This window comes from Chryseobacterium sp. G0162 (assembly GCF_003815715.1).
GTDB lineage: Bacteria > Bacteroidota > Bacteroidia > Flavobacteriales > Weeksellaceae > Chryseobacterium.
Genome location: NZ_CP033922.1, coordinates 1,100,150 through 1,125,789 on the forward strand (window position 1 = coordinate 1,100,150; position 25,640 = coordinate 1,125,789).

15 protein-coding genes and 2 tRNA genes are annotated in these 25,640 nt (G+C 35.8%); 8 read left to right on the forward strand and 9 right to left on the reverse strand.

Annotated elements, in window-relative coordinates; all coding sequences use genetic code 11:
• Window positions 1-362: 362 nt before the first annotated feature.
• Window positions 363-791: a hypothetical protein gene (locus EG344_RS05055; protein WP_123908599.1), complete on the reverse strand. Its 429-nt coding sequence runs from the start codon at window positions 789-791 to the stop codon at window positions 363-365.
• A gap of 143 nt (window positions 792-934) precedes the next feature.
• On the opposite strand from EG344_RS05055, the gene EG344_RS05060 reads away from it, so the two are divergent.
• The 3 genes from EG344_RS05060 (at window position 935) to EG344_RS05070 (ending at window position 6,166) form a co-directional block, all read left to right on the forward strand.
• Window positions 935-1,984 carry a helix-turn-helix transcriptional regulator gene (locus EG344_RS05060; RefSeq protein ID WP_123908600.1) on the forward strand — a complete coding sequence of 350 codons (1,050 nt, stop codon included), beginning with the start codon at window positions 935-937 and terminating at the stop codon, window positions 1,982-1,984.
• A 136-nt stretch (window positions 1,985-2,120) separates the two neighbouring features.
• Entirely contained in the window at window positions 2,121-4,967 is a 2,847-nt protein-coding gene (locus tag EG344_RS05065) for a TonB-dependent receptor (protein ID WP_123908601.1), read from the forward strand.
• Window positions 4,968-4,984: 17 nt separating this feature from the next.
• Window positions 4,985-6,166 carry a phosphatidylinositol-specific phospholipase C domain-containing protein gene (locus tag EG344_RS05070; protein WP_123908602.1) on the forward strand — a complete coding sequence of 394 codons (1,182 nt, stop codon included), beginning with the start codon at window positions 4,985-4,987 and terminating at the stop codon, window positions 6,164-6,166.
• A gap of 271 nt (window positions 6,167-6,437) precedes the next feature.
• On the opposite strand, the gene EG344_RS05075 is transcribed toward EG344_RS05070, so the two are convergent.
• Both EG344_RS05075 and EG344_RS05080 read right to left on the reverse strand, forming a co-directional pair.
• Window positions 6,438-6,511: transfer RNA gene (locus EG344_RS05075), tRNA-Asp, on the reverse strand.
• 32 nt (window positions 6,512-6,543) lie between these two features.
• Window positions 6,544-6,617: transfer RNA gene (locus EG344_RS05080), tRNA-Asp, on the reverse strand.
• Between the two features lie 601 nt (window positions 6,618-7,218).
• Between EG344_RS05080 and EG344_RS05085 the strand changes: the two genes are divergently transcribed.
• The 5 genes from EG344_RS05085 to EG344_RS05105 all read left to right on the forward strand — a co-directional run bounded on the left by EG344_RS05085 (window position 7,219) and on the right by EG344_RS05105 (window position 13,501).
• Entirely contained in the window at window positions 7,219-8,406 is a 1,188-nt protein-coding gene (locus tag EG344_RS05085; protein ID WP_185145591.1) for an AAA family ATPase, read from the forward strand.
• Window positions 8,407-8,409: 3 nt separating this feature from the next.
• Entirely contained in the window at window positions 8,410-10,896 is a 2,487-nt protein-coding gene (locus EG344_RS05090; RefSeq protein WP_123908603.1) for a S8 family peptidase, read from the forward strand.
• Between the two features lie 344 nt (window positions 10,897-11,240).
• Window positions 11,241-11,942 carry a multiubiquitin domain-containing protein gene (locus EG344_RS05095; protein WP_123908604.1) on the forward strand — a complete coding sequence of 234 codons (702 nt, stop codon included), beginning with the start codon at window positions 11,241-11,243 and terminating at the stop codon, window positions 11,940-11,942.
• A complete protein-coding gene (locus tag EG344_RS05100; RefSeq protein WP_123908605.1) occupies window positions 11,917-13,095 on the forward strand; it encodes a ThiF family adenylyltransferase in 1,179 nt (392 codons plus the stop codon). The genes EG344_RS05095 and EG344_RS05100 overlap by 26 nt, the downstream gene beginning before the upstream one ends.
• The gene (locus EG344_RS05105; RefSeq protein ID WP_228412859.1) at window positions 13,076-13,501 is read left to right on the forward strand and encodes a DUF6527 family protein; all 426 of its coding nucleotides are present in this window, start codon (window positions 13,076-13,078) and stop codon (window positions 13,499-13,501) included. Before EG344_RS05100 ends, EG344_RS05105 begins: the two co-directional genes overlap by 20 nt.
• A gap of 170 nt (window positions 13,502-13,671) precedes the next feature.
• Here EG344_RS05105 and EG344_RS05110 read toward each other — a convergent pair whose 3' ends face one another.
• The 6 genes from EG344_RS05110 to EG344_RS24425 all read right to left on the reverse strand — a co-directional run bounded on the left by EG344_RS05110 (window position 13,672) and on the right by EG344_RS24425 (window position 25,640).
• Window positions 13,672-15,873: a CHAT domain-containing protein gene (locus EG344_RS05110; protein WP_123908606.1), complete on the reverse strand. Its 2,202-nt coding sequence runs from the start codon at window positions 15,871-15,873 to the stop codon at window positions 13,672-13,674.
• Window positions 15,874-16,118: 245 nt separating this feature from the next.
• Window positions 16,119-21,335 (reverse strand): Eco57I restriction-modification methylase domain-containing protein, encoded by a 5,217-nt coding sequence (locus tag EG344_RS05115; RefSeq protein ID WP_123908607.1) that lies wholly within the window; start codon window positions 21,333-21,335, stop codon window positions 16,119-16,121.
• Entirely contained in the window at window positions 21,332-22,012 is a 681-nt protein-coding gene (locus EG344_RS05120; protein ID WP_123908608.1) for a hypothetical protein, read from the reverse strand. Before EG344_RS05120 ends, EG344_RS05115 begins: the two co-directional genes overlap by 4 nt.
• Window positions 22,013-22,091: 79 nt before the next feature.
• Entirely contained in the window at window positions 22,092-24,074 is a 1,983-nt protein-coding gene (locus EG344_RS05125) for a hypothetical protein (RefSeq protein ID WP_123908609.1), read from the reverse strand.
• 17 nt (window positions 24,075-24,091) lie between these two features.
• Window positions 24,092-24,802: a hypothetical protein gene (locus EG344_RS05130; protein ID WP_123908610.1), complete on the reverse strand. Its 711-nt coding sequence runs from the start codon at window positions 24,800-24,802 to the stop codon at window positions 24,092-24,094.
• Window positions 24,792-25,640: a M23 family metallopeptidase gene (locus tag EG344_RS24425; protein ID WP_317126489.1), complete on the reverse strand. Its 849-nt coding sequence runs from the start codon at window positions 25,638-25,640 to the stop codon at window positions 24,792-24,794. The genes EG344_RS05130 and EG344_RS24425 overlap by 11 nt, the downstream gene beginning before the upstream one ends.

The following is a 25,640-nucleotide window of genomic DNA, read 5'->3' on the forward strand; positions in this document are numbered from 1 at the left end:
TAGGATGAATCCTGAAATGCAGTATACAAACAATCAGAAAAAGCAAACCAACATGTCATCAATAACCATGATATAGAAGTTGCCAAAAATTCGGTCCAAACAAAGTTGATTCGTCAAGTTTTTATCGTAAAATAACTCAGACAATGACACCTAATTCAGACTAAATATTAAATAATTGACCGAGTCAAAAGCAACATCAACGATCAGCCTTTTAAACAGCATAAATCTCTGCTTTAAATTACAAACTGATCAAACCACCCTATCACTGATTTTTACTATTACTGTCCTATCAGACAGTAATTTTTTTTATCTCGCATTATCTATCAATGATACAAATGAGGTGTAACCAACCTATTATCTTATTACTGAATTTTCTGATTAAAGTAAAGAGTTCTGAATCTAGTATAATAAAAGATCCAAAGTATAAACCAGGGCAAATTCATAATCAAAAATACTAAAATCATTTCGCCATCGATTTTAAGCTCTACCATCTGAAATAAATAATATCCAAGAGAAAGTATCGGAAAGAAAAACCAGCATAAACCTGATTTTACCGTAGACTGAAATGGTTGCAAAAGCGATAATAAGCTGCTGAATGATACTATACTCATGAACAATATCCAAAATACGGTAATTCCGTACACCAGCCCACTCATATCGCAATTTCTTGGATGTTCTCTTACAGGCTCTCTCGTTAATGTCATAAATACAATGAGAAGGATCATTGAAACGACAGTTGAGATCAGCCAGGTTTTCAATATTGATAATAGAATGTATTTATTTTTTGACATTAAATTCCGCTTTAAATGCTAAAGTAATAATAACTATTCGATTGACAAAAATCCTATTCCCTTCGTTCTCTGACTGATATTTAATAATTTGTTAAAGATACCATGCTCATATTATCTATAATTTTGACAAAATATCAGTTATCATGTTATACATCATTATGGTAGTTGTACTACAGGCACTTATCACCCTCACCCTATTGCTCTATCTCATTAAAAACAGGGAATCTGTTCTGAATATGCTGTTATTGTATATCGGAGTGGTAGCATTGGATATGGGCTATGAATATTTCATTATTCAGAGATTCGGCTATGAATCTGTTCTGTATGAAATTCCTGGAAGCCTACGCGTGTTTAAAGGACTCATTTTCCTATATATTACCACCTACTTAATTCATGCAAAATGGAGAGACCGACTTAAATACCTGATCATTCCACTTACATTAGTGGTTGTTCACCATGCCATTGCTTTGACAGCCAAAATCTTTGATTTATCCTGGGCGGATATGGCCATAAAATCTTACCAGGTTTATTTTGCATACTACAGCTATTATTGGGTGGCATGTCTTGCTACCTGTATTTATTTCCTGACCAAATACCGTAAAAACATTACCCATCCAGTAGCCAGTAATTTTCGTTATCTGGTTTATTATGTATTAATGGGAGTATTGATTTTTTGGACGGTTTATCAACTGGGCTGGGATACACTGATCTATCAGAAGATATACAGTTTACTATTCCTTTTCCAATTTGGATGGATTTTGTATGTTTATATTTTAACGTACCAGCACAGAATTTTGGAACAACAGAATAGATCTCATTTTTCTGCTCCTAAAGAAACCTATCAGTATAAGGACCTTTCAAAAATAGATTTTGAGACAGTACAAAATGCCGTTGTTACCTTTTATAAGGAAAGTAACGAGTATCTTGATGAAGAGTTTACTCTCGATCAGCTTTCCAGCCATTTAAAAATAAGCAAATCCGATTTAAGTATTACCTTTAATAAACACCTCAATACCAACTTCCACGAATATACCAACAGAAACCGTATACAACATTTTAAACAGATATTATCGGAAGATCCTTCTGCAAGTGTCATTGATCTTGCATTTCAATGTGGTTTTAAGTCCAAATCAACTTTTTATAAATATTTTAAGAAAGAATTTGATTGTCTGCCTTCTCAGCTCATCCATTAAGTTACAATTATTTAATATTAGTAACCTATTGATTTACAAAACAGTTCACCTCGAACTCAACAGAAATAGTAGTCTGAAATTTAAATGAACTAAAACTGTTTGGCGAGCGGACATCTTTGCATAAAATTTCACTAAGATGTCACGAGAAAGTCTTTTTCTAACAAAAGCAGCATTTTTTCTTTTGGGCCCTTTCGCCTTTGCACAAACCTCAGTTCACGGAACTGTAGTAGACAGCCAGGGAAACCTGCCCAATGCCCTGGTATATATTGAAAACAGCAGTCAAAAGGTTACCTCCAATACTGATGGATCTTTTGTTCTGAATAATATTCATGATGGCAACTACAACCTTGTTGTAGAATACAAAGGATATGATACCGTTTACATTCCTTTTAACGTAACAGACAAAAAGGAAGTTGATCTTGGATTGGTTAAATTCGGAGCCAGGCTTAAGGAAAACAGTATTCAGGAAGTAGTGGTTACCAGTGTTTACAAAGCCTCGCAAGCCAGAGCTATCACGATGAAGAAAAATTCTAATACCATCACGGAAGTTCTTTCTGCTGATGCCATTGGAAAACTTCCGGATCGTAATGCAGCAGATGCCGTACAAAGGATGCAGGGAGTATCCATTGAGCGTGATATGGGGGAAGGACGCTTTGTGGCGGTAAGAGGAACTCCTATACAATGGACAGCTTCTACTTTAAATGGTAACAGAATGCCTAGTGCGAGCGGAGATAATGCCAATCGCGGGGTGCAAATGGATATTTTCCCGTCAGAACTTATTCAGAATGTTCGCTTATCTAAAGCTTTAACTCCGGATTTGGATGGAGATGCTATTGGCGGAAATGTAGATTTCATTACCAAAACTTCTCCCAATAAGGAAACCCTAGCGATCAGTATGTCTTCCGGGTATGTTAATATGTCAAAATCGCCAACGTATAATTCCTCTATTGTTTACGGAAACAAGATTACCAATAAACTGAAATTTATCTCTTCTGCTGTGATCTGGGAGCGCTCTACCGCTATAGATCAAATGAGAAATATTTTTAACTACGGACTGAAAGATAAAACAGCCTCCTACTCTATCAATCAGCTGCAGCTTCGCGATTATTTAGCCAACCGGAGAACACTCGGGTTTAATATGGGATTGGATTATGAAATAAACAGCAGGAATAAACTCTATTTTAAAGGCTTATACAGCCAATATAAAGATGGCCAATCTGTAAGGGAAACCTATTTTAATTTTGACAATAAAAATGTAACGCTTCAAGCACGCCATGCGGATTACCTTACCGATCTGTATTCTATGCAACTGGGTGGAAATCATCAGGTAGGACAGCGTCTGGAAGTAAACTGGTCCTTATCCAAAGCACGTTCAGAATTCAGATTCAATTCTCCGAAAAATCTGGACAAAAATGAAAGAGGTTATCCTATGGTCAATTTTATACAACCTATGACCTACGGAAACCTTTTTACAGATGGAAGAAAATACCTGGCAATGGATGCTCCAGAAGGTGTTGGAGATACCGGAAGCTTCACTTTACCTTATAACCAACAGACTATAGCAGCAGATCAATTAAGATTAAACCAAGTCATCCTCAGTCAGAACCACAACAGTGAAACAGATCTTAGAGGACAGGTAGATTTAAAGTATAAAGTATCCGATAATTTTGAGCTTAAATTCGGAACAAAATACAATAATAAGAACAAAAATGTAGACAGTTCTTTACTGGTATGGATGCCTAAATCCTCTCTTGGAATTCCCGGAACTCCTGTAACTTATATGAATCAACTTGAACGTGAAGCTTTTCCTTACAGAGGTGGTTTCATGAATCCTCTTGGAAATCCTTATAACTCAGCTATTATTAATCAGATTACCAACGGACAGATCGATCAGATGTACAATCCCGCGACACAGAATAGTTTAGGACTGATGCAGGTAAGCAGCAAAGACAGTAGTTCCAATATCACGAGTTCTTACCGAGGAACTGAAAACGTATGGGCAGCTTATATGATGGGAACCTGGAAAGTGACCAATCAGCTTCAGGTATTGGGAGGTTTCAGAAATGAATATAATGACATTACATTCTGGGGTAAAAAAGTAGTTTCAGACAAGGATAATAAAACGGAAGATATTAAAGACAGTAAAACCTACAATGTAGTGCTTCCTATGGTTAATTTGAAATGGAATATCAGCAATGATCGTATTCTAAGACTAGCTTACACCCGTTCTTTTGCAAGACCTGATTTCAATGACCTGAATCCCGGAACCATCGTTAATGATATTACCAACACTATCACTCAGGGAAATACTAAACTTGATCCTACATTTTCCAACAACTTTGATCTTATGTTCGAGAATTATTTTGGAAAACTGGATCTGATTACCGCCGGAGTGTTCTATAAAGACATCACCAATCTCATTTATAAAGATCAGTCAGTAACAGATATTGGAGGCAGAACTTACACCTTTACCGCTCCTAAAAATCTGGAAGGAGCTACATTATTTGGTTTTGAATTTGGAATTTCCAAACGTTTTGAAAACCTGCCTGGATTTTTGAAAAATTTAGGTTTTGAAGGGAACTATACCTACATCTCTTCCAGGATGAATATGCCAATCTATGAAAACGGTCAGCAGACAGGTACCATGTCCACTACAATCCCTAACCAGGCCAAACATATTTTCAATACCATCTTGTTTTACGAAACCAGTAAACTGATGCTTCGGATTGCAGGAAACTATAAAGGCAACTATGTAAGTGAAATCAGGGCTGCAGCAGGCGCAGATCACTACCAATACTTCGATAAAAACTTTACCATAGATCTTTCTACCTCATACAGTATCTCAAAGAAAGTCCGGTTGTTTTTGGAGCTTAACAATATTTTCAATGAACCCAACCGCTATTATATGGCTACCAAAGACCGTGTAGAGAACATTTCCTACTCAGGAATGCGTGGACAAATAGGATTCACTTACAACTTCTAATTAAAATTTATTCATCAATGAAAAAGTATATATTTGGAGCTGCATTTTGTATGACAGCATTATTACAGGCACAGAATCAATGTAAAAATCCAGGAATCAATCAACTGCAGATTGTGGGAACTCACAATTCATATGCTCAACCGGCAGATCCCAAAGTATTGGATATGGTGAATCCAATCATTAAAGGAATGATGCAAAAATACGATAGCATGATGTCTGAAGAGCAAAAAGCAAAGTTCAAAGAATATCACCCTAACGGAATGGATATAAAAGAAGGATTGAACTACAACCATCCGGATTTCACAGAACAACTCAACGCTAATCTTCGCGGCTTGGAGATAGACGTTTATTATGATCCGGAAGGTAACAGATTCAGTCATCCTGCCTCATATGAAGCTTTAAAAGCAAAAGGAGTAACAGATTTAGCTCCTTTCAATACCCAAGGACTGGATCAGCCTGGGTTTAAAGTATTGCATATGGCTGATATTGATTTCAGAACTCATTATCCCACTTTAAAAGATGCACTTACTACTCTTAAAGTATGGTCTGATCAACATCCAGAACACACTCCGGTGTTTATGATGATTGAAGAAAAAGATTCAGGATTTCCTATTCTTGAAAACAGCACAAAGGTTTTACCATTTGATAAAAAGGCTTACGATGATCTGGATGCTGAAATTGTAAAATATTTGGGAAAGGATAAAATCATTACCCCAAAAGAAGTCCAGGGAAAATACAGCACATTAAAAGAAGCTGTTATCCATAATAACTGGCCAAAACTGAATGACAGCAAAGGGAAATTCATCTTTATGCTGCTACCCGGAAGTGCAGGAACCTTATCCTCTAAAAACAATCCTTATCTCATCAATGACTCATTAAAAGAAAGAGTCATGTTTCTGAACAGTGAACCCGATGATTCTTTCGCGGGTTTCATATTGCGGGATAATGCCATTGTGAGGCAAAAAGAAATTCAGGAACTGGTAAAGCAAGGCTATATCGTAAGAACAAGATCAGACATTGAGACCTATGAAGCCAAGGTCAATGATTTTACCCGCTCCAAAGCAGCCTTTAGCAGCGGTGCACAGATTATTTCTACCGATTTTTTCCATCCGGGAAATACTTACGGTACTCCTTATTTTGTACAGCCTCCTCAGGGAAAAGACTATCTTAATAATCCTGTCAATACTTCATGTAAGTAAACTAAAACTGGTTCTGTTCCAGAACCGGTTTTTAATTTATTGTCGGAATTTTTTATATTTTATTGTTATCGCAGATAGTCTTACCTTCTTTAATCGCTTGAAGCATTTGTATGCAAAGTATAATAAGTTTCCCTTCCCCAATTCTTATCATTTTAATTGCTAGGATTTCCTGTAATACAAAAGTCTTTAAAGAATATATCAAAACTCCAGATAACAAAGACTATGAGGGTATAAAACAAAAAAAAGTCTTCTATTTCTAGAAGACTTTTTGCGATCCGGACGGGACTCGAACCCGCGACCTCCGCCGTGACAGGGCGGCATTCTAACCAGCTGAACTACCGGATCAATTTTTTTAAAAGAAATTGAGAAAACTTCTGCGATCCGGACGGGACTCGAACCCGCGACCTCCGCCGTGACAGGGCGGCATTCTAACCAGCTGAACTACCGGATCAATTTTTTTAAAAAGAAATTGAGAAAACTTCTGCGATCCGGACGGGACTTGTTATTTTTTCAAAAAAGCCCTATCCATAAGCTTTATATTGTTCTCTTGTTTAAGAGGTCACCGAATAGGTCACTTTTTTAAACAATTTAGAGATCGTCGTTTTTACTGGTGCAAATATATGTCTTTTTTTAGTTTTTGCAAATAAATTTACATCCAATGACAAAAAACGTTTACAAGCATCACAGTATCAAATATAAAAATTTCTTCCTCAAATTATATGATATGGATAAACGTAACTCAGAATAGAGTAACATTAGGGAATTCAAATCATCAATGATATCATGAATATATACTTGATTGGAGTTATCCTCAAAAGTAACCTTAGCTGTTAAAATTAAGGTATTTCTATTACATGAAACATAATTATAGTATCTACAATGATCCTGACAAAAGTTCCACTATTTCAGCATCTTAATACACAACAAATAACATAAAATTGGAATTAAATTAATTAATTTGGAAATTAAATGACTTTTTTGGAAATTTAACTTGAAACTATGGAAATTTATTCCATATATTTGTATTGTAATAAATTTATGTAGATACCACAATGATCAAATACTTTAGTATAATTCAGGCACTTTGCCGTTCTGCTCTTACAAATCCAAACGATGCTATTTTACATCAGATAAATAGATTAATAGAAAGTTTAGAAAAAGACGGGCATGGTAAAGAGGCTAAATCGTTAGAAGGTATATTATCTTCTTCACAATCAAGTGCTGATATGTCACCAAGTAAAATCCAGAAATCTTTCATTGTGAGTGGCGGCGAAGAAATAACAAAAAAAACTGCAATCCCAGTTGACAAAGAAACCTCCACTCCTCTCGCAGAAATTTTTTTCCCAGCTGATCTCCCGGCTGAGGAACCCTTATTTGGAGAGAATATAGAATTAGCGATCCAATCAATAGTCAGTGAATGGACCAAATTTGACAAATTGTTAGAAATAGAGGCTACCCCTGCGAGTTCATGTTTAATTTACGGAGCACCAGGAACAGGAAAAACTCATTTAGCCAAATGGATCGCAAAACAGATAGGATTGCCCGTAGTTTTAGCCAGATTGGAAGGTCTAATGTCCTCATATTTGGGCACAACATCACGAAATATTGGAAACCTATTTGCTTTCGCTAACCGATACAAGTGCGTTCTTTTACTTGATGAATTTGATGCAATTGCCAAACTGCGAAACGATCCGCAAGAAGTTGGCGAAGTAAAAAGAGTTGTGAACACATTGTTACAAAGTCTAGACACAAGACGTGAAAAAGGATTTACGATAGGTGTTACTAATCACGAAAGCCTCCTCGATCCAGCAATTTGGAGAAGGTTTGACATACAGATCGAAATACCCAAACCTAGCCCGGAAGTTATGATTCACTTACTGAAAAAATTTGTAGCTCCATTAGAATACAACGACAGCGAAATAAAGTTCTTAGCGTGGTGTCTTGAAGGATCTTCAGGAGCTGACGCCGAAATGCTAGCAAAATGGTTGAAAAGATCATTTGTTTTAGATAAACGCAACAGTTTTATTGATATGATGAAACAATTCACGTTGCTGAATGCAGGAAGAGTTGAACCAACTAAAAGAAATGTCATGTTGCATAGCGATGAAGAATTTATTAATATGTTACTAAATGATAAAACGTATTCGTTCAAACAAAAAGATATTGCTCCTTTTTTTGGTATAACACCATCATCCCTAAGTAAACAATTATCGAAGAGTAAAGACACAGAAAAAATATAAGTTATGGCAAATAGTCCTGTTCAAATCGTTTTAAATTCTAATGACTTTATAGAAGCATTGGAAAATAATGGAGGTGGTTCTTTCAAAGACTTTTTCGCTGGAAGTGATTCAGAATTTGTAGAACACCGCGAAAACCTTCAACATCAGCTCAATGAAATTAAAAATATGCAAATGGTCAACAGTTTTGCAAAGGTTTCATTTGCAAAGGTAAATTTGAAACAGGCAGCCCTGGCTAAAAGCCACCGACCAACTACACAGTTGTTTAAGAAGGATGTTGCGCCTGTAGTTGGTGCAGGTGATCTTGGTGAATTATTTGTTGAATTAACTCCTGAAATTATTGATACTTTACGATTCAAAGTTGGACAGGCTGAGCCAGAAACACGATATAAAGAAAAAAATGGAAAAATTGAACCCAGTCCATCAAGATTAAGAAGCGAAGTCGGAGCTATTCAGGAAATTACACCTTATACAGCGAGTGATAAAAGAAAGTTTTCTGCGAAAGAAGCTGTTGAATGGTTATCAAAGCCACAGACTGGAGGGGCATATATCATTGAGCTTTTTGAAGGTATTCCCCTTAGAAAAGACTGGGATTTGCTGAACGTTTATAAATTCGAACTATTTCAGTCATTTATTACTGGACTGGAAAACCTGGGTAAAGGTATTTTGGTCTCCAGAATTACCTCAGGCGATGGATCCGCATTAATTTACGGAATCAAAATAGAAAAAAGCAATGCACTTCCCGTTTTCCAATTTTTCTCCGCCAGCTCCTCCAACAATAAATCTGAGGAGAAAAAAGAGATAGACCTGGATTTAGAAAGACACAACAGCTTACTGAACTTCTTAGGTAACCACCCGCTAGTGAAAAAAATCACACTCCCACCGATCGTAACTCAGAGCGCTACTGTAAGTGATGTATGGAAAAAAGGTGATTCCTATGAGGTACCTGGAGTACATATGGACGAAGCATATCCAAAGATTTGCATCGTCGATGGGGGCGTATCAAATATATATGGTGATTGGATTGAGGATCGTTGGGGCTTAATAAGTCCAGCTGACAAGAATGAAAATCACGGAACTTTTATTGCTGGACTGGCAATACTGGGCCAAACCTTAAATGGTAAAGCCATTTGTCGAGAAATTGATGGATGCAGAATCATAGATCTTGATATATTACCCAAAGCAGATCGGTATGACACCTATTTTTCCAAAGCTATGGAATTTTTTAGTGAGTTGGAAAATGCAGTCCAGGAACTTAAAGCCAGAACGGGTGTACGGATATTCAATTTCAGTTTAAATATTGAAGAACATGTTTCAACATCGGGCTATAGTCTGCCAGCACAAATTTTAGATAAAATAGCGGAGGAAAATGATGTTATTTTTGTAATCTCAGCTGGTAACACACATCCAAGAGATATGAGAAAAGAATGGCCTGAAGACCATTTTGATGCACTGAAAACCCTTGCATCTTCGAGAAATGATGTTATCAAAAAACCTGCTGAAAGCTGTCGCAATATAAGTGTTACGGCACTGAATCCTCCAGACATGGATGGAATTGTGCCTTATGCATTGAGTAATTACAGCTGTAGAGGACCAGGGCTTAGGGTTGGACTAAAACCTGATTTAGCACATGTTGGAGGATCGGGCACAGCTCATCCTACCTTAGGGCATGGGTTACTATCATTAAATACAGAAAGCTCAGTTGTGGATGGGTGCGGAACGAGTTACGCTGCCCCAAATGTGGCAAAAACTTTAGCGAGTCTTGATCACAACATAGAAGGAATGGTTTCAAGAGAAACACTTATCGCTTTGGGAATCCATCACGCAGTTTTACCCGAATCATTAAATGACAAAAGCTTGAGAAATGTTACAAAAGATTTAGTGGGATTTGGCATACCTAATGGGTCAGAACAAATATTAAACGGAGATCCTTCTGCAATCACTTTAGTATTTGCAAATAGGGCAATAAGTGGGCATAAGATGAGCTTTAAATTTTCATGGCCACCAAGCCTGGTGCAAAATGGAAAATGTCTCGGTCATGCAAAACTCACAATAGTAAGTACTCCGAAATTCGATTATAAATACGGATCCGAATTTGTTCGAATTAATATCGATGCAGCCCTCCGTCAGATGCAGAAAAACGGAAAATATTTAGGACGTTTAAACGCAATCTACACGCCGGATGAAGGGGATGGAAGTTTATATGAAAAAGATCTGATTGAACATTCCTTTAAATGGAGTCCAGTAAAAGTATACGAAAAAACCTTCCCTCGTGGTGTAGGACCGACTACCGAATGGAAGTTGGATGTGGAGTATTTAGCGCGTGATGGAGTAACTATACCAAAGGGAGGTGTGCCTTTTACTGCTATTTTGACAATATCAGACCCAACTAAAGAAAAACCTGTATTCAATGATATGAGACAGATGCTTCAATCACTGGGAGTTAAAGCTGTTGATATTAAAACAGCAGCGCGAATTGTCCCAAGAGTTTAAATTGGATATTAAAATAAATGCTGAAACTTTTATAAAATGAGAAATAAATAAAAAAACCAGGCAAAAGTCACCTGGCTTGATTCCTTAAAGGAACAACAGCCCTTGCAAGGCTATTGATAGTAATTTTTTATTCGCACTTCAAAACTACTTCCTTTATTTGAATTAAACAAGCTTTTCGTGATTTTTAACCTCTACTGGAGAATCCAGATAGTAGGCTCTGGTAATAATTGTCTAAAAAATCTATTGCACATTACGTATTGATTTTCCAGGGCAGAGCCCTATTTATTGCTGAAACGATAGGCAATGATCAGTTATTATTAATTAAAATTTTAAATTAAATTACGATGGATTCAAATAATCTACACTTCGGAGCACATAAACCCGCTCCAAACACACCTCTTAAATTTATAATTGAGGAAAAACAATATGAAACCTTCGATCAATATATGACCGGAGCAGAATTGAAGCAACTTGCAGGAATACCGCTAGAAACAGAATTGTTCTTATCCATAAGTAAACCTTATCAAGATGAATTAATTGAAAATTCTACACGGATAAATCTTGCAAGACCAGAAACAGAGTATTTTTTTGTCAAGAAAAAGCTTCACTTTTTCATAAACGACAAGCCGTTTACTTGGTACAAACAGTATATCCGTGGAGTTCAAATTAGAGAATTAGGTAATATTTCGACTGATGAAGATATATTCTTGGATATTAATGCAGACTGGCAAGATGATCAAATATTTGATGATGAAGTGGTTGATTTAGCTCGTCCAGGGAAAGAGAAATTCTTTTCCAAACCTAAATCAACTGAGTTTATGATTATAGTAAATGCTCGCCAGCATATTTGGAAGGATGAAACTATATCATTTGAACAACTTATTGTTTTAGCATTTGGTTCGTATGATAATAATCCTAACACAGGCTATACCGTTACCTACAGTAGAGGTTGGTCTCCTAAACCGGAAGGAACAATGGTTAAAAATTCTGCAGTACGTGTTAAAAATAAAATGATTTTCGATGTCACAGCTACTGATAAATCATAGTCCCGACCTTAAACGTCTTAGAGACGAAGGTTATGAAATCGAGGTTCGTGGTGGATATTTACTTATCCACCATATACCTTATGTGACGCAAAATAAAGAAATACATTATGGTGTACTAGTAAGTACGCTTACCTTGAGTAGCAATGAGACAACAACTACCCCGGACGATCATGTAATTCACTTTATTGGCGATGATCCATGTGAGATAGATGGTTCTTTTATTACTTCAATACAGAACAATAACGCGTTGACAATCTTAACTGACCAGATAACAATCAATAGAACATTTTCAAATCGTCCTCAGAATGGTTATCCTAACTACTATGAAAAAGTGAAGAGGTACGTTGAGATTATTTCTGCGCCCGCTAAATATATGGATTCATCAGTTACTGCAACAACGTTCGAAGTTATCCCTGATAGTCATCAGGAGACAATATTTCAATACATTGACACCAATTCAAGCCGTGCAAATATTGAAATGATCAATGCAAAATTAGATAAGCAAAAGATCGGAATCATCGGCCTAGGAGGAACTGGGGCCTATATTTTGGATTTGGTCGCGAAAACCCCTGTTAAAGAAATACATCTTTATGATGGTGACAGTTTTGATCAGCATAATGCATTTCGTTCTCCTGGTGCTGCATCAATTGATGATTTAAAATTACAACAGAAAAAGACAGAATACTATTATAAGATTTATTCAAACATGCACAGAAGCATTCATGTTCACAATTATTACATTACAAAAGATAATCTTATTGAATTGGAACATATGGATTATGTTTTCATATGCGTAGACCGTAATAGTGCAAGGAAAGCAATAACAGATTACTTAGTGGATAAAACAGTGCCCTTTAGCGATGTTGGTCTGGGGGTCAATATCGTTGATGACAAGCTGACAGGTGCTGTAAGGGTAACTTCAGCTAATAAGAAGAAAAACGATCATTTACCTCTTCGCATATTTCCTGAAGATTCAGATAATAATGAATATGGTACTAACATTCAAATTGCTGAATTAAATGCATTAAATGCCATTTTTGCAATTCTGAAATGGAAGAAGTTTAGTGGTATTTATGTAGATTTTGAAAATGAACATCATAGCTCGTATTCCATCGGTGTATCTAAAATTTTTAATGAAGATGTTGCAACATAAGTTTGTGGAATTTATTCCACATAAAATTGAAGAAGGTATTTTATATATCTCACTTGATTTCTGTACCGCAATACACAGATGCGCCTGTGGCTGCGGAAATGAGGTTGTAACGCCGATATCGCCCACGGATTGGAAACTGAGCTTTAATGGTAAAGCTATTTCCCTTCATCCATCTATTGGAAATTGGAATTTTGAATGCCAATCTCATTACTGGATCAAAAACAACAAAGTCGAATATGCAGGCCGTTGGACAAAAGAAGAGATCGATGGAGGTCGTGTACAGGATAAGAATCATAAGACTCAATACTTTGAGTGTGACCAATCTCTTTCAGAACTACCCGCTAAACCTATCAAAACCAAAGCTAGGATTTGGTCGACGATAGCTAATTTTTTTAAGTTATCTTAAATGGAAGTTCAGGCCAAAGTGTAAACTCTGGCTTGAATTTTTAATTTTACACAGAAAAAGAGAACATCCTATTTCTGAAGTAGCGATCTCTGTTAGGGCAAATTTCTTATATTTTTAACTTTAAAAGTATTTTCTGAAATTGAACGAAAATTTGAGATTCAAGTTGGAGATTAGCCATTAAGTTCATTGACTTTTTGATGCTTATTCAGCCAAAGTTCAAACTTAATAAGATCTGCACGCCCCAACGTTGTATAGGACAACCATTCATGATCTAAATTGTCAAATGCCACATCTGCCTCTGGAATAATACTTTGTAAATAATCCCTCAATTCATCTAAGACATTTTCTCGTGTATCAAAAACCATCAATCTCAAAAGCATATCAGCTATTTTCTCATCATCAATTTCATTATCGATATTGTATTTGAGACGTATTTTCCTTACCGTTTCGAAAATCAACGTGCTTCTTAAAGTATGTGAAATAAAAGCCAGCCAATTTGAAAAGATCACTTTATTTTCCTGTTGCTTCAGGTTACTTAAAATTCGTAAAATAAGTGCAGCTGCATCTTTCATCATGATCGGAAGAAATGTAGCTGTAACAGAGAATGCACCAGCCTGCATAAAGGCATCTGATAAAAATTTCACGTAACCATAGTTTGGCATAGTACTGCAGGCAGATATAAATACAAGAGGTGCGCTTATTCCACGAGCAATAATATCTTCGCCAGTTAATCGCACCTTATTTTTGTTGTCGATTACAAGAAAGCTGGACAGATCCTTACTATCGATATCACCATGACAATCAAAAATCAGCAAGTGCGGTTTAAATTCTTTTACCGCACTCTCAATATCGTCGACAGTCTTACAGAATACACTTTTAAATCCCAACGTTTTCTGCATTCCAGCAATTGCATTAAAGAAATGATGCATATCCACATCTTCTTCACTAGCGCAATGGACTATAAGTGTTCTTTCTAAAATATCCGGTGCGATCTGGAATGTAAGTCGCTGATTATGGACGAAATTATTGATTAGACTGCTAAAATTGAACTCTGGTATACGACAGATATCATGGGTGAGACAAATCGGATATTTGTCCAATCTCAACCATTCCATGGGTAGATCGGAAATAAAAACAATTTGTCCATTTCTCTCCTCTAAATATTCTTTTAATTCAGGAACCACCATTTTTTTACGTATCAATTCCCCTACTGCTTCAATTTTTTTTATAGCATGCTTTCTCGTGGAAAAATCATTCTCGAAATGTGACAGGTCCATATTGAGAGATTTCCCTACAATAGGCATGCGAAATATTGGTGAGTACGCCAACTGTGCGTGAAGATATCCAGCAAAGTCTAGCATACTTAACCTCTCAGTCAAAAAACTTAATGTCCTGCCTATTAAATCATGTCCCAGAACGCGCTGTGTATCTTCTTCCACAATGAAAGTGTAGTCAAGTTTTTGCTCGGTCTGGGACACTCTAAATAACATTTTCTGCTTTTTCGTTTCAAAGGGTTTTGCTGCTGTCCTTTTGTACTTTGGGAAATGAAAAGGCGCAATAATGACCATCGGCGGGTAAAGAGGTTCTATAAGTGAAGCAGGCTCTTTGATACGGACAACTTGTGACAGACCGTCAATTACTGTTGCCTGCTGCAATTGAATTGACGCTCTTTTCTTACTGAACATTGTCATATCCTCTTTTTTGGGCCACTGATGTTTTTTCTCCCAATCGTTAGCCAGTATCTGGTTCAGAAGAAAATAATTAGAATGGCTGTACATTGTTGGATAGAAAGGATTCAATTCATCGGATTTGGGGTTGGTCTGAAAATTAAACGTGTCGATTTCAATACCGTACTCTTTTTTTAAGATATTATTGATTTGCGGCAAATCTCTTTCAACGAGTTTAATCAGTTGTTCTACATCTGCAAAGAAATTCTTATCGTCATAGAAAGCAGCATTTTCTTCCTTTGGATCATTAATGATCGTATAATACCCAAAGCTAGTATCGGCAACAAGCTGAGCAATCTCCTTATGGTTACTGATATTGCAATCTATCAAAAAGACCTTTACTAAACCCTTATTAAAAAATCCGGCGTATTCATTGAAGAAAGTGCTATTTGATTCCCTTTCAGCTATAAATAGCTTTGAATCAAGAAGGTATAAGTTAATGCCCGTACTGCGACCCGTACGAAAAGACCAATCGTAAAAATCAGCTGCGTCTTCCAATTGCATGAGATCTTTAGGAAAACTCCGCAAAAGATTCAAAGCAACTCGATGGAAATCGTTGTATTCATTGGAAGCACCCCCGCTGAATAGAGTATACTGTATCTGAGTCGGTGAAACAATTGATTTTCCTGAGTTAAAATGCATCATAAATTAAGTTTGGTAGTGTTAATATATTAATTATTCCGGCAAGTGGAAAATCAAACCAAATAGATTTAGAAATATTTTTGTTACCGTACACCATGAAAACACAAAGGAAAACTCCATAATTAACACTATGTAGCTCTTTTGGCCGTGCTATCAACTATATCTTTTGCATGGTAGAAGTATGCCATTTGTATCACTTACACAAAGACACCTTTTTCACTCTGAAAAAGATTGTCGCTGAGTTTGATTTATCTTTTCCTCCCTGATGATGTCGAAAAATTTTGCTCGTATTTTCCCTCCTGCTTCAACAATTGATTTCCTTTATGCATAGTTCCTGATTCAAGCTGGTTAGTGCCAAAAAGAGTTTTATTCTCAAGGGCTCTTTCTTTCACATAATCTCTTTGCTCATTAATTTTCATTTGTTCATCTTTTTCATTCTTATATTGAGTTATTAAATTATTCTTTATCTCCGGAAGTTCTTCCAGCTTTTTATCCAGTTCTGCAATCTTTGCTTCAGTGATTTTGGTTTGATATTCAATTTGAGTAACATCTATTCCTTTCTGAGCTAAATTTTCAATAACTTCTTGAACTTGAGCTTTATGTAGGTCGATTGTTTTTTGATAAGATGGAAATTCTTTTTTCCAATAGTCAGCATTTGCATCGCCATTTTTTGAATAGCCTTCAATTCTATTATATGAATGCTCAGCTTTGGTGACTAACTCTTGAACTTTCAAAACATCTTCGTATTTTCTCAATACAAAAGCACTATCTGCGAGATGTTTATTTTTTTCACTTTCGATCCTTTTTTTCAACAATTCGATTTCAATGTTGGCTCTGGTTTCGGGATTGGTAATGATGGACGTTTTAAGCTCTTGCGTACTAATATCAGATATGTCCAAAACATCGGCTCCTTTTTTCATCGCTTCTAAATATCTGGCTTGTTTGGACTGCAGTTTTTGAAGCATAAAAACATCAATACTATCATTAGTCAGCATAAAATTAATTCTCACATTTTCGTTTATGTTTCCTTGTCTCCACGCCCGTCCTTCCACCTGTCGCAAAGAAGTGAAATTATAGGGTAATGTAAGCATATAAACATCGGTTGTGTTTTCCTGAAGGTTCATTCCTTCCTGAATGGCTTCGCTTCCAATAACCACTTTTATTTTTCCTTCATTAAAATCATTTTGAATAGAAATTCTTTGATTTTTATTAGTCGTTCCGGTAATGATTCCAATTTCTTCGGGTTTGTAACCGATTTCTGTTATGAGATATTCTTTCAGTTTTGGAAATTGAGCAACCGCCAATTCAGAATAAACAATTTGTCCGGAGTCAGGAAGATCTTTTTTGTTCTGCCTTATTAAATCCATCGTCTGTTTCAACTTTGGAGAATTTTCTATGAATTCTTTTACAGAAGGTTCTTCATCATCATAATATGGCGACAAATACGGCGAAATAGCAATCAATCTGGCATTGAGAATATGAGTAAGAATTGCCCCCTTTTCAGTTTCACTGAAATTTTCATTGAGCAGGTCATATTGTTCTCTTGTCAGATCATTCTGTTCAATTTTATACTCTTTGTTAATTTTGTTGGGACGAATCAATTCAGGATTGTCTTCTTCTCCTTTTATATCAATGAATTCCGAAAGTAATTGCTGAAACAAAGAATTATTTTTAAACCTCCGAACATTTGCTTTAAACTTCACATCACCTTTTGCATCAATTTCCATATCATTGTCCGCTTCCATAAAGGTCTCGAAGAATGTATTCACATTGAAATATCCCGATTCTTCTAATCTTTTATTTGCTATTAAAGAAAGAATGGAATAATATTCCAAAGGTTTGTTCGTAAATGGCGTTGCGGAAAGCAAGGTTACATTTCTGCCATCTTGTTTGTCCTGAATATACTGAGCTGCCATCCAGGTATTGATCCCTAATTTGGAGGTTTGCTGGTTCTGACTTCTAAAATCAGAAGCAAACCTTCTGTCTTCAATCTTTACTTTTCCTACAATATGATTGGCATTATGAACTTCATCGAAAGTCAAGTGATCAAATCCGAAATCTTCCCAATTGTAAATTTTCCCACGCTTCATTTTACCCTCAATTTCCTTTTCTTTCTGCAGTTCAATTTGGAGGTCTCTTTCCGTATTGGTAACTCCCTTCATTTCGCTTGTAGAGATGTAACTGAATTTTGAAGAAAGTTCTCCGGTTATTTCTGATGAAAACCCGATATTATTAAAGCCCTCATAAGTAACGATGGTAATTTCTCCGTCTTTGTTGTCAAATTTTGAGAGATCATAATCTTTCCCCAAATTCCCTAAAACATTGACTTTCGCATTGGGAATCGTTTCAAAAATCGTTTCCACCCATTGTTTCAAAATACTGTCATTCGGAACTACGATGATCGGTCTTTTCGCATTTCCTCGCTCCATTGCTTCGTGCATAGAAAGGATTCCGGAAAGCGTTTTTCCAAAACCAACTTCGTGCGCTAAGAGCCCTACTCCTTTTGTGGTCTGTCTTCCGATTCCTGCTTTCTGAACTTCGGTCAAACGCAATTCTTGACCTTTGAAATGCAGATAGATTCTGGAAAATAATGGGAATTTAGAATAATCCGGAACGTGGATATTATTGTAATTGCGATTAAAGTCTTTTACAAAACGATTTCTAATATCATCGGAAAGTTCTTCCCGGACAAACTTGTAAAACAAATCATTCGCAGCAGCTTTTCGTCTTTCTCTAACTAACGCATTTCTCTCTTTATCGCTTCCTGTAACTGTTTCGTTATCTACGAAGCTTCGGACTTCCCAAGCTGAAGAACCTGCAAAGGCTTCACTTGACAAAGTGCCAACAAAATCTTTGAATTTTTCCGCAAGATTGTAATCTACAATGACCGATTCGGTTCGTTTTGTAATATGATTATATTGGTCTTTTTCTGTTTGACCTAACTCAAATTTGTGTACGAACTCATGGTTCGGACTGATATAAATCTCATCCAGCGATTTCGCTTTTGGTAGAACATTTTCTAATAATGCTTTTTGTTTTTCGTATTGACCGGCAGTGCCGGCGCCAATTTTATCATTAATTAAAAAATTGGAAGCCGAACTTCGGCAAAAATCCCGCTCCAACTGTTCCAGTTTTGCGTAAATATTTCCTTCAGTGTAATAAAAATCGTGAACCCATTTTCCATCAATGAAGTTCGCAAATTGATAATGCTTTCCACGATTATTTAATGTGCCGTCATAAGAGGTATCTCTGAATGCTTCAATTTGTTCTTTTGTAATATCAGAACTATTTTGCAAGGAAGTATTTACAATTTCATCCTGTTTGGAGAATTGATATTTTAAAACACCTTTCTTTATTTCCGGTTTTGTTTGAAGTTGATATTCCTTCCCGGCTTTAGTATTGTGAATAGAAATTATTCTATCACTTTTCTCAATAAGTTCTTTTAAGTTTTCCTCCGAAAATGATGCTGGTTTTGTGATTAGATCTTCGCGCAGTTTTTCATACTTGCTTATTTCAATCGTAATTGTTGGAGATTTAAACTTAATGTTATTGAGTTTAGAAAGCACCAGTTCAATTTTTTCTTGAGTTTCTGTTACATTTAATTCATTTTTATTTTGGTTTTCAATCCTCACGGAATCTTCGATTTCTGTAATTCTTTTTTTTGGTACAGGAACTTTGTTTTCAACTTTAGGTTCTTCCTCTAAAAACAAATCTTCAAACAGATTTCCGATCCGCTGGGTTTCTCTCTTATTTTTAAACTGTTCGATCTTAAATAAAGCTTCATCTAAATTTCCCTGGATATAGTTTTCTAATCGCCCGAAACGGTTGGTTTTTTCTCGGATCTCTCCCAAAATTCTTGCTGGGTTATTATCGAAGTAATCAGAAATATCACAAGAGATATTTTGAGTGTTTTTTCTTAGAATGATAATGTCTGTTCCTATTTGTGTTCCTGCAAAAGCTCCATTGGGTAAGCGGAAACCTTCCAGAATATTGGCATTTTTCAAATTGCTTTGACGGTTCAGCCAAGATGATGGAAGTACCATCGCCAAAACTCCATTAGGTTTTAATGAATCCAAAGACCGCTTAACAAAATAATCTTCGTATTTTGAAATTTTAGGCTCTTCTCCCAATCCTTTATAAAGTCCCCGATGTTCACCGTAGGGCGGATTCCCGATGACCAAATCGTATTGCTGAGAAAAGTCCTTTTTATTTCCTTTTTCATCTATGAATTCAGTTTCAAACGAACGAAGATTGATGTCAGCTTCGGGATGCAGAATCTTGGCAATTTTTGCGGTGGTGTCGTTGACTTCAAATCCTGTAATTTTAGAATTCACTGATAATTCATGAGTGGCATAGATGAAATTTCCAGTTCCAACACTTGGTTCTAAAACGGAAATTTCTTTTTGAGTTTTGAAATGGTCTTTAATTAAATTATGAACTGCATCAACAATTTTATCCTGCGTATAATATTCGTCTAAAATCCCTCGTCCTTCTTTTGCCGTTCCGCCACTTTGGAATTGGTTGCAAATTTCTATTAAGTCATCAGTGATGTTAAGATTTTCCTTCAGATTAATTTTGTGATTGTCGGAAACAAAACAAGCAGCAGAAACTACTTCTGCAACTTGATCATTATTCAGTTTTCGCCCTTTATATTTTGAAATAAGAGCATCTAGCTCTACATTATTTGTCGAATTTTCACTTACCTCGGAAGGTCTTGCATCGGATCTTCTTCTATCGGATACAAATCTCCCGGATATGATTCCGCCCACGGAATGTTCTCTTCCCTCATTTTGTTGAGCATTTTGCGGTTGTGTTCCACCATTGGATCCTCTTCCTCGGTCTCGGTTTCCCAAATCGCTCCGTTCTGTGACTGCAAGTCCATTTCCAGCATTTTTGCTGCCCACTGCTTGTCCTCTTCCGTAACTTCCATTTTGCTCGGATTGGATCTTAGGGCTAAGTTCTCGAGTGTTTTGTTCAGGTGTTCCTTTTCCCACTTGCTGAGAATCGGATGTTCTTCCGGATTCAATTGCATTGCTTTCATTTTCAGAAATTTTTCGTTCAACTAAATTAGTATTTTTATCTTGAAGCTTGAGTTTATTCTGTAGATATTCGGTCAGGTCTTGATTCCCATTTTCAGAAATTTCATAAAAAGGACGAACGTCTTTGATATTTTTGCCATTAAATTCTGTTAGAATTTTTCTGGTTATTGCATTTCCTGTTCTGTCTCCTGTAAGACATAGAAACATTTTGCCATCATAGTTCTGGTATCTATTGAGAAACTTTTTGCTATTGGAACCGGAATTTAAGGTAATAAGTGTTCTATTATTGACTTGCTTATTCAATTGAAGAAGCTCCAAGAATGAAAGCGTATCCTTACTGTTTGTGAAAACAATCAGTTCCTTTTTATTTCCTTCAACTACAGAAATGTCATCATTGATCTCATTAAAAAAATCTTCATCTTTCACTTTTTTCTGTTTTTTATGAAGTGGTTAAATTCAAAAATTTCTTTGGCTTCACTGTCCCAGTTTTTTCTTGATATTAGTTGAAGAGTCACGAATATGTCCGTCTTTTTATTGTAAGAATCAATCCTTTCGAGCCTTCCGTGGTAGTCCTTTTCCGCGTGTTTGTAAATAGAGTACGGTAAAATAGTATCCGTTGGATAAATGTAAAACCGGGTGTACATCCAAGGTGAGTTGATTTCAAATCGTTTGTATTTTTTCTTAAACAAAACCGTATCACTCAGATTTTTTCTGTTTCTGTAATTGGGGATTTTTTCCTGAGAAAACAATGTCCCTCCTTTTTTCATTTCAACTGAAAGCGGCTTTTGTTTCTTTATGATGTCTGACAGAATAATTTTGCCGGGATTTTCATTTTCAATAGTATAGCACAATGAATCTTTTATGAAATAAATCTGTTGGGTTACTTCGGGAGCATCAGCATCCGGAATCCTTTCTATAATAGCATCTCCTGAATAGTTAAGGCTTGACAAATGAAAACTTTGGATTTTATCCAGATTTTTGGAAACATCAAAATAGACATTGGAGACAACATCGATTCCTCCTTTTTCGGATTTGATTTCTTTGTGGCAGGAAGTGCTTACAAAAAGAAAAAACAAGCTGGGTAGTATTAAAAGTTTTTTCATAGATATAGGGTTTAAAAAAGCGGCAGCCTAATTAATTTGACTTACCGCTGGGAAATAAATGATTGGTTGTACGTGTTATCTATCGTTTAATACTTTGTTCTTTCACGTTATTTTTTTCGTGCTTGTTGTCTTGTTCCAAACCTTCTAAAGGCTTGTTGGTATTGATTCTGTTCATATCGGAATCATACAGATTCAGATTTTTGTATTGCGGATTCAGTACCGCTTTGCCTTCTACCACCTTATCGTCCAATTCAAATTTTACCTTGACGATATTTCCTTTTTCCAAAGATTTTATGGTACTTTCCTTCCATTCCGGCTTATCGAAGATCAATTTGGATTTTTCTACGATCTGAGCCGTATCAACACCATAATTTTTGTAAAAATTCTGGAAATTGTAATTTCCTTTTTCAGTTTTGGGTTCGTTAAAATTCAGTTTGGCAAATGCAGGTTCTAATTTTTCCGTTTTCGGATTGTGAAATTCTATTTTTACCGTACGCCCTTCCAAAAGGTTGACTGCTTCTTTAGCAGTAAATGTATTTACCCTGTTAACAGGAAAATTGTGGGAGATAACGTCGCCATTTTCTTTAGTGAGTTTAGCATTATAAAAATTCATAAAGACACTTCCATTTTCTATCTTATTGAATTTTAATGTGAATTCCATTTCATTTCCGGGCATCGTTTTGTCGGAAGTGGTTTTAATTTCGAACTCTTTTTCGGGAGCATTAATACCATTTTCTAAATCTTTGTGCAGTTGTTCTCCTTCTCCGAAACCAAGATATTTTAACTGAAATTTCGGATACTGAGATGGTTCATATTCTTTCTGTGTTTCCATAATGTTTGGGTTTTGATTGTTAAATTTTATATCATTCATTGTTAATATTCTGTGTCTTGAAAAAACATTTTCATCCAGATAATTTTTTAGAATTTCACCGCTATCCAATAATTCGTAGGATTCCCCATATAGCTGTTTTTCCAATAGGCCGAAAGCCAATTCGTATTTGTCATTTTTTGACAACGTATGACCATCAATAACATTTGGGATTGCGTCCATTTGTGCCTTTGTAAGAGAATAATCTCCATCTGTTGTTCCGAATTCCATTTTTTCTGAATAAGCCTTTCTCTGGTTTGATGTGATCTGCAAGTTCTCCAGTATGAATTCGTTTTCTTTCATAAAGATCCTGTAATTGAGAATACCATTTTTTTCCTCTTCGGAAAGTTTCGGATAAAGATTATTTTGCACTGCTTTTGCTTTTAAGTCGCTTTCGACATAGCTTTTGAATTCGTTCAAACTTTTTGGAGCGTCATAAAAATCTCTCATACCTGTCCATTCTCGCCGACCGTACGGTAAGGTATATTCCTGATTTTGCAGATCATAGCTGTAATACCTATGACCGCTTGGACTCTTCAGCGAGCCACTTCCATCATCGTAATCGTTCCAAGTCCAGCCGTCCGGAAGGTCAGATGCAGGGGTTAAATTTTCTTCAAAGCCTTCATCTGAAAAAAAGTCTGCATTTTCTTCCAGATCAGTCATTTCAATTTGATGGCCTCCTTCTAATGATAACTTTGCAGCTTCAACTTCATAATTTCGATAATGATGAGCTTGCTTTTCATCAATTTGTGAATAGGTCAATCCGGAACTTAAATCAGTTTTTTTCTCCAATTCTTTAGCCCAGAGATCAGAGAGAAATTTCTGCTTTATGGACTCATTACTTATAGTAATTTCAGTAGACTCCCTGTTATTTTGCAAAATCAAATGTTTATTGGCTAGTTGCTGCTTTTCAATAAATCTTACTAATTCAGCGGTAGTATTAAATTTATCCTCAATAGGGAAACCCTGATTTGAATTGAAAAATGTTTTCAATGTAAAATTTGAACCTTGAATAAATTCTTTACCCTTAGATTGATAAATTGCCATAAACTTTTTCTCTTTATCAGTAAACCTCCGCTCTCCGTCCCGAAAAAACTGTTCAGGCGACATACTTTCCATTTCTTTTACAAAATTTTTATAGGCTCCTGTTCTTGGAGTTATATTCCTATCCATCCAGTTTAGTTCATCTTCCATTTTTCCAGGTTCTTAATTTATCTTCTGAATCCTCTCGATTTTTGAATTTCCTCGTCCTGATCTTGGCTTTCCTCTTCTCTCATTCGATTGGCATCCTGATAAACATCGGGGTCATTCACATTTAGTTGTACGTTTGATTTTTCCTGTTTTTGAGAGTGATTTTGCTTTTCAGAAATTCCAGCAACCGTATTGAATTCTTTGGACACAATATTCAAATCATTCGTAATTTTTTTTGCCATTTCTGGGAACTGGACAATTTTATCTTGCAGAAAAGATTTTAGTTTTAGAAGTTCTGCTATGTAACGGTTGAGTTCTTCCGTATTCTTTTTGTCAGCAATAATTGCTGTGAGTTCTCTTGCATTTTTAATGAAATCAAACTCAACTATTTTGTTGGTTTCTTTATCGAAAATGAAAGCTTTTTTCTCAATGGTAAATCCCGCTTCTTTTTGATTTGATATGTCTTGAATTTCGCTGTATTCAATTTTGTTTTTACTGTTTACAAGAATTTCAGAAATACTTTTGTCTCTTTCTAAAAAGATAACTTTCAATTGGGTGTTATTATCACTTAGCTGAAAAGTCGCCCTGTTTTTGTCGTGGTCTGCAACGATGGTATATCCCTGCAGAAATTTCTGAATATCATCTGCATTCAGTTTTTCAGAGAATAACAGATCTTCATTGATAATTCCGTATTTTTTTAGCTCGTCTGTTGGTAAAGTATTATTGTTCATAATGGTTTGCTATTAAATTGTTTACTTTTATGAGGTCATTTAAAAAATGAGAAGGATTGATATTTTGTCCGAATTCTTTCACCGAAAAATGCAGATGTGGTCCCGTGGAGTTTCCGGTATTCCCACTTTTTCCGATGATAAATCCGGCTTTTACTATTTCTCCAGCTCGATAATATATTTCTGAGAGATGTAGGTAAGAGGTTTCGAAACGGTCAAAATGTTTTACTTTTATAAAATTTCCACCGCCTTTAGAATCCCAGCCTGTTGCAGTAACAATTCCGTCCAAAACGGAATACACATTTTCGAATCTGGCTTTTAAGTCAATCCCATTATGCATTTTTTTTGTTCCGAAAATAGGATGTGTTCTTGTGCCATAAGAAGAGGTGACTGTAATTTTATTATTTAGAGGCATTACGACTTTTGAAAAATATGCCGCCGGTTCATTAACAAATTCATACGTTGTGGAAGATTTCTGTCTTTTTGATGTCTGTTTTGTTTGTTCTACTCTATTGTGTGCTTGCAGCAGCAAAGAATCTTTGAGTTTTTCAAACTCATTTCTCTGTACTGCTTTTACACTTTTATAATCTTTAATCATCATTTTCAAAGAATCGATTTGACTTATTAAATCTGACTTTGTGGTCATATTTAAAAGCTCTTTCCAAGATTTTTTATTCCTTTTTTGGTTGAGCGGTTCTTCGATATTAGATTTTTCAGAAGCTTTTTGATTTTCAGATTTTTTTGGCACTGCTATTCTAAGTGTATTAAACTGTGCAAATGATAGGTAACTGAACAATAACAGCATCAAAGTAAATGTGTATTTTGATTGTATTTTTTTCAT

Excerpts from the sequence above, each read along its gene's own strand:
- EG344_RS05055 (WP_123908599.1), bottom strand. The coding sequence starts at position 791 with ATGTCAAAAAATAAATACATTCTATTATCAATATTGAAAACCTGGCTG.
- EG344_RS05060 (WP_123908600.1), top strand. The coding sequence starts at position 935 with ATGTTATACATCATTATGGTAGTTGTACTACAGGCACTTATCACCCTC.
- EG344_RS05065 (WP_123908601.1), top strand. The coding sequence starts at position 2,121 with ATGTCACGAGAAAGTCTTTTTCTAACAAAAGCAGCATTTTTTCTTTTG.
- EG344_RS05070 (WP_123908602.1), top strand. The coding sequence starts at position 4,985 with ATGAAAAAGTATATATTTGGAGCTGCATTTTGTATGACAGCATTATTA.
- EG344_RS05085 (WP_185145591.1), top strand. The coding sequence starts at position 7,219 with ATGATCAAATACTTTAGTATAATTCAGGCACTTTGCCGTTCTGCTCTT.
- EG344_RS05090 (WP_123908603.1), top strand. The coding sequence starts at position 8,410 with ATGGCAAATAGTCCTGTTCAAATCGTTTTAAATTCTAATGACTTTATA.
- EG344_RS05095 (WP_123908604.1), top strand. The coding sequence starts at position 11,241 with ATGGATTCAAATAATCTACACTTCGGAGCACATAAACCCGCTCCAAAC.
- EG344_RS05100 (WP_123908605.1), top strand. The coding sequence starts at position 11,917 with ATGTCACAGCTACTGATAAATCATAGTCCCGACCTTAAACGTCTTAGA.
- EG344_RS05105 (WP_228412859.1), top strand. The coding sequence starts at position 13,076 with ATGAAGATGTTGCAACATAAGTTTGTGGAATTTATTCCACATAAAATT.
- EG344_RS05110 (WP_123908606.1), bottom strand. The coding sequence starts at position 15,873 with ATGATGCATTTTAACTCAGGAAAATCAATTGTTTCACCGACTCAGATA.
- EG344_RS05120 (WP_123908608.1), bottom strand. The coding sequence starts at position 22,012 with ATGAAAAAACTTTTAATACTACCCAGCTTGTTTTTTCTTTTTGTAAGC.
- EG344_RS05125 (WP_123908609.1), bottom strand. The coding sequence starts at position 24,074 with ATGGAAGATGAACTAAACTGGATGGATAGGAATATAACTCCAAGAACA.
- EG344_RS05130 (WP_123908610.1), bottom strand. The coding sequence starts at position 24,802 with ATGAACAATAATACTTTACCAACAGACGAGCTAAAAAAATACGGAATT.
- EG344_RS24425 (WP_317126489.1), bottom strand. The coding sequence starts at position 25,640 with ATGAAAAAAATACAATCAAAATACACATTTACTTTGATGCTGTTATTG.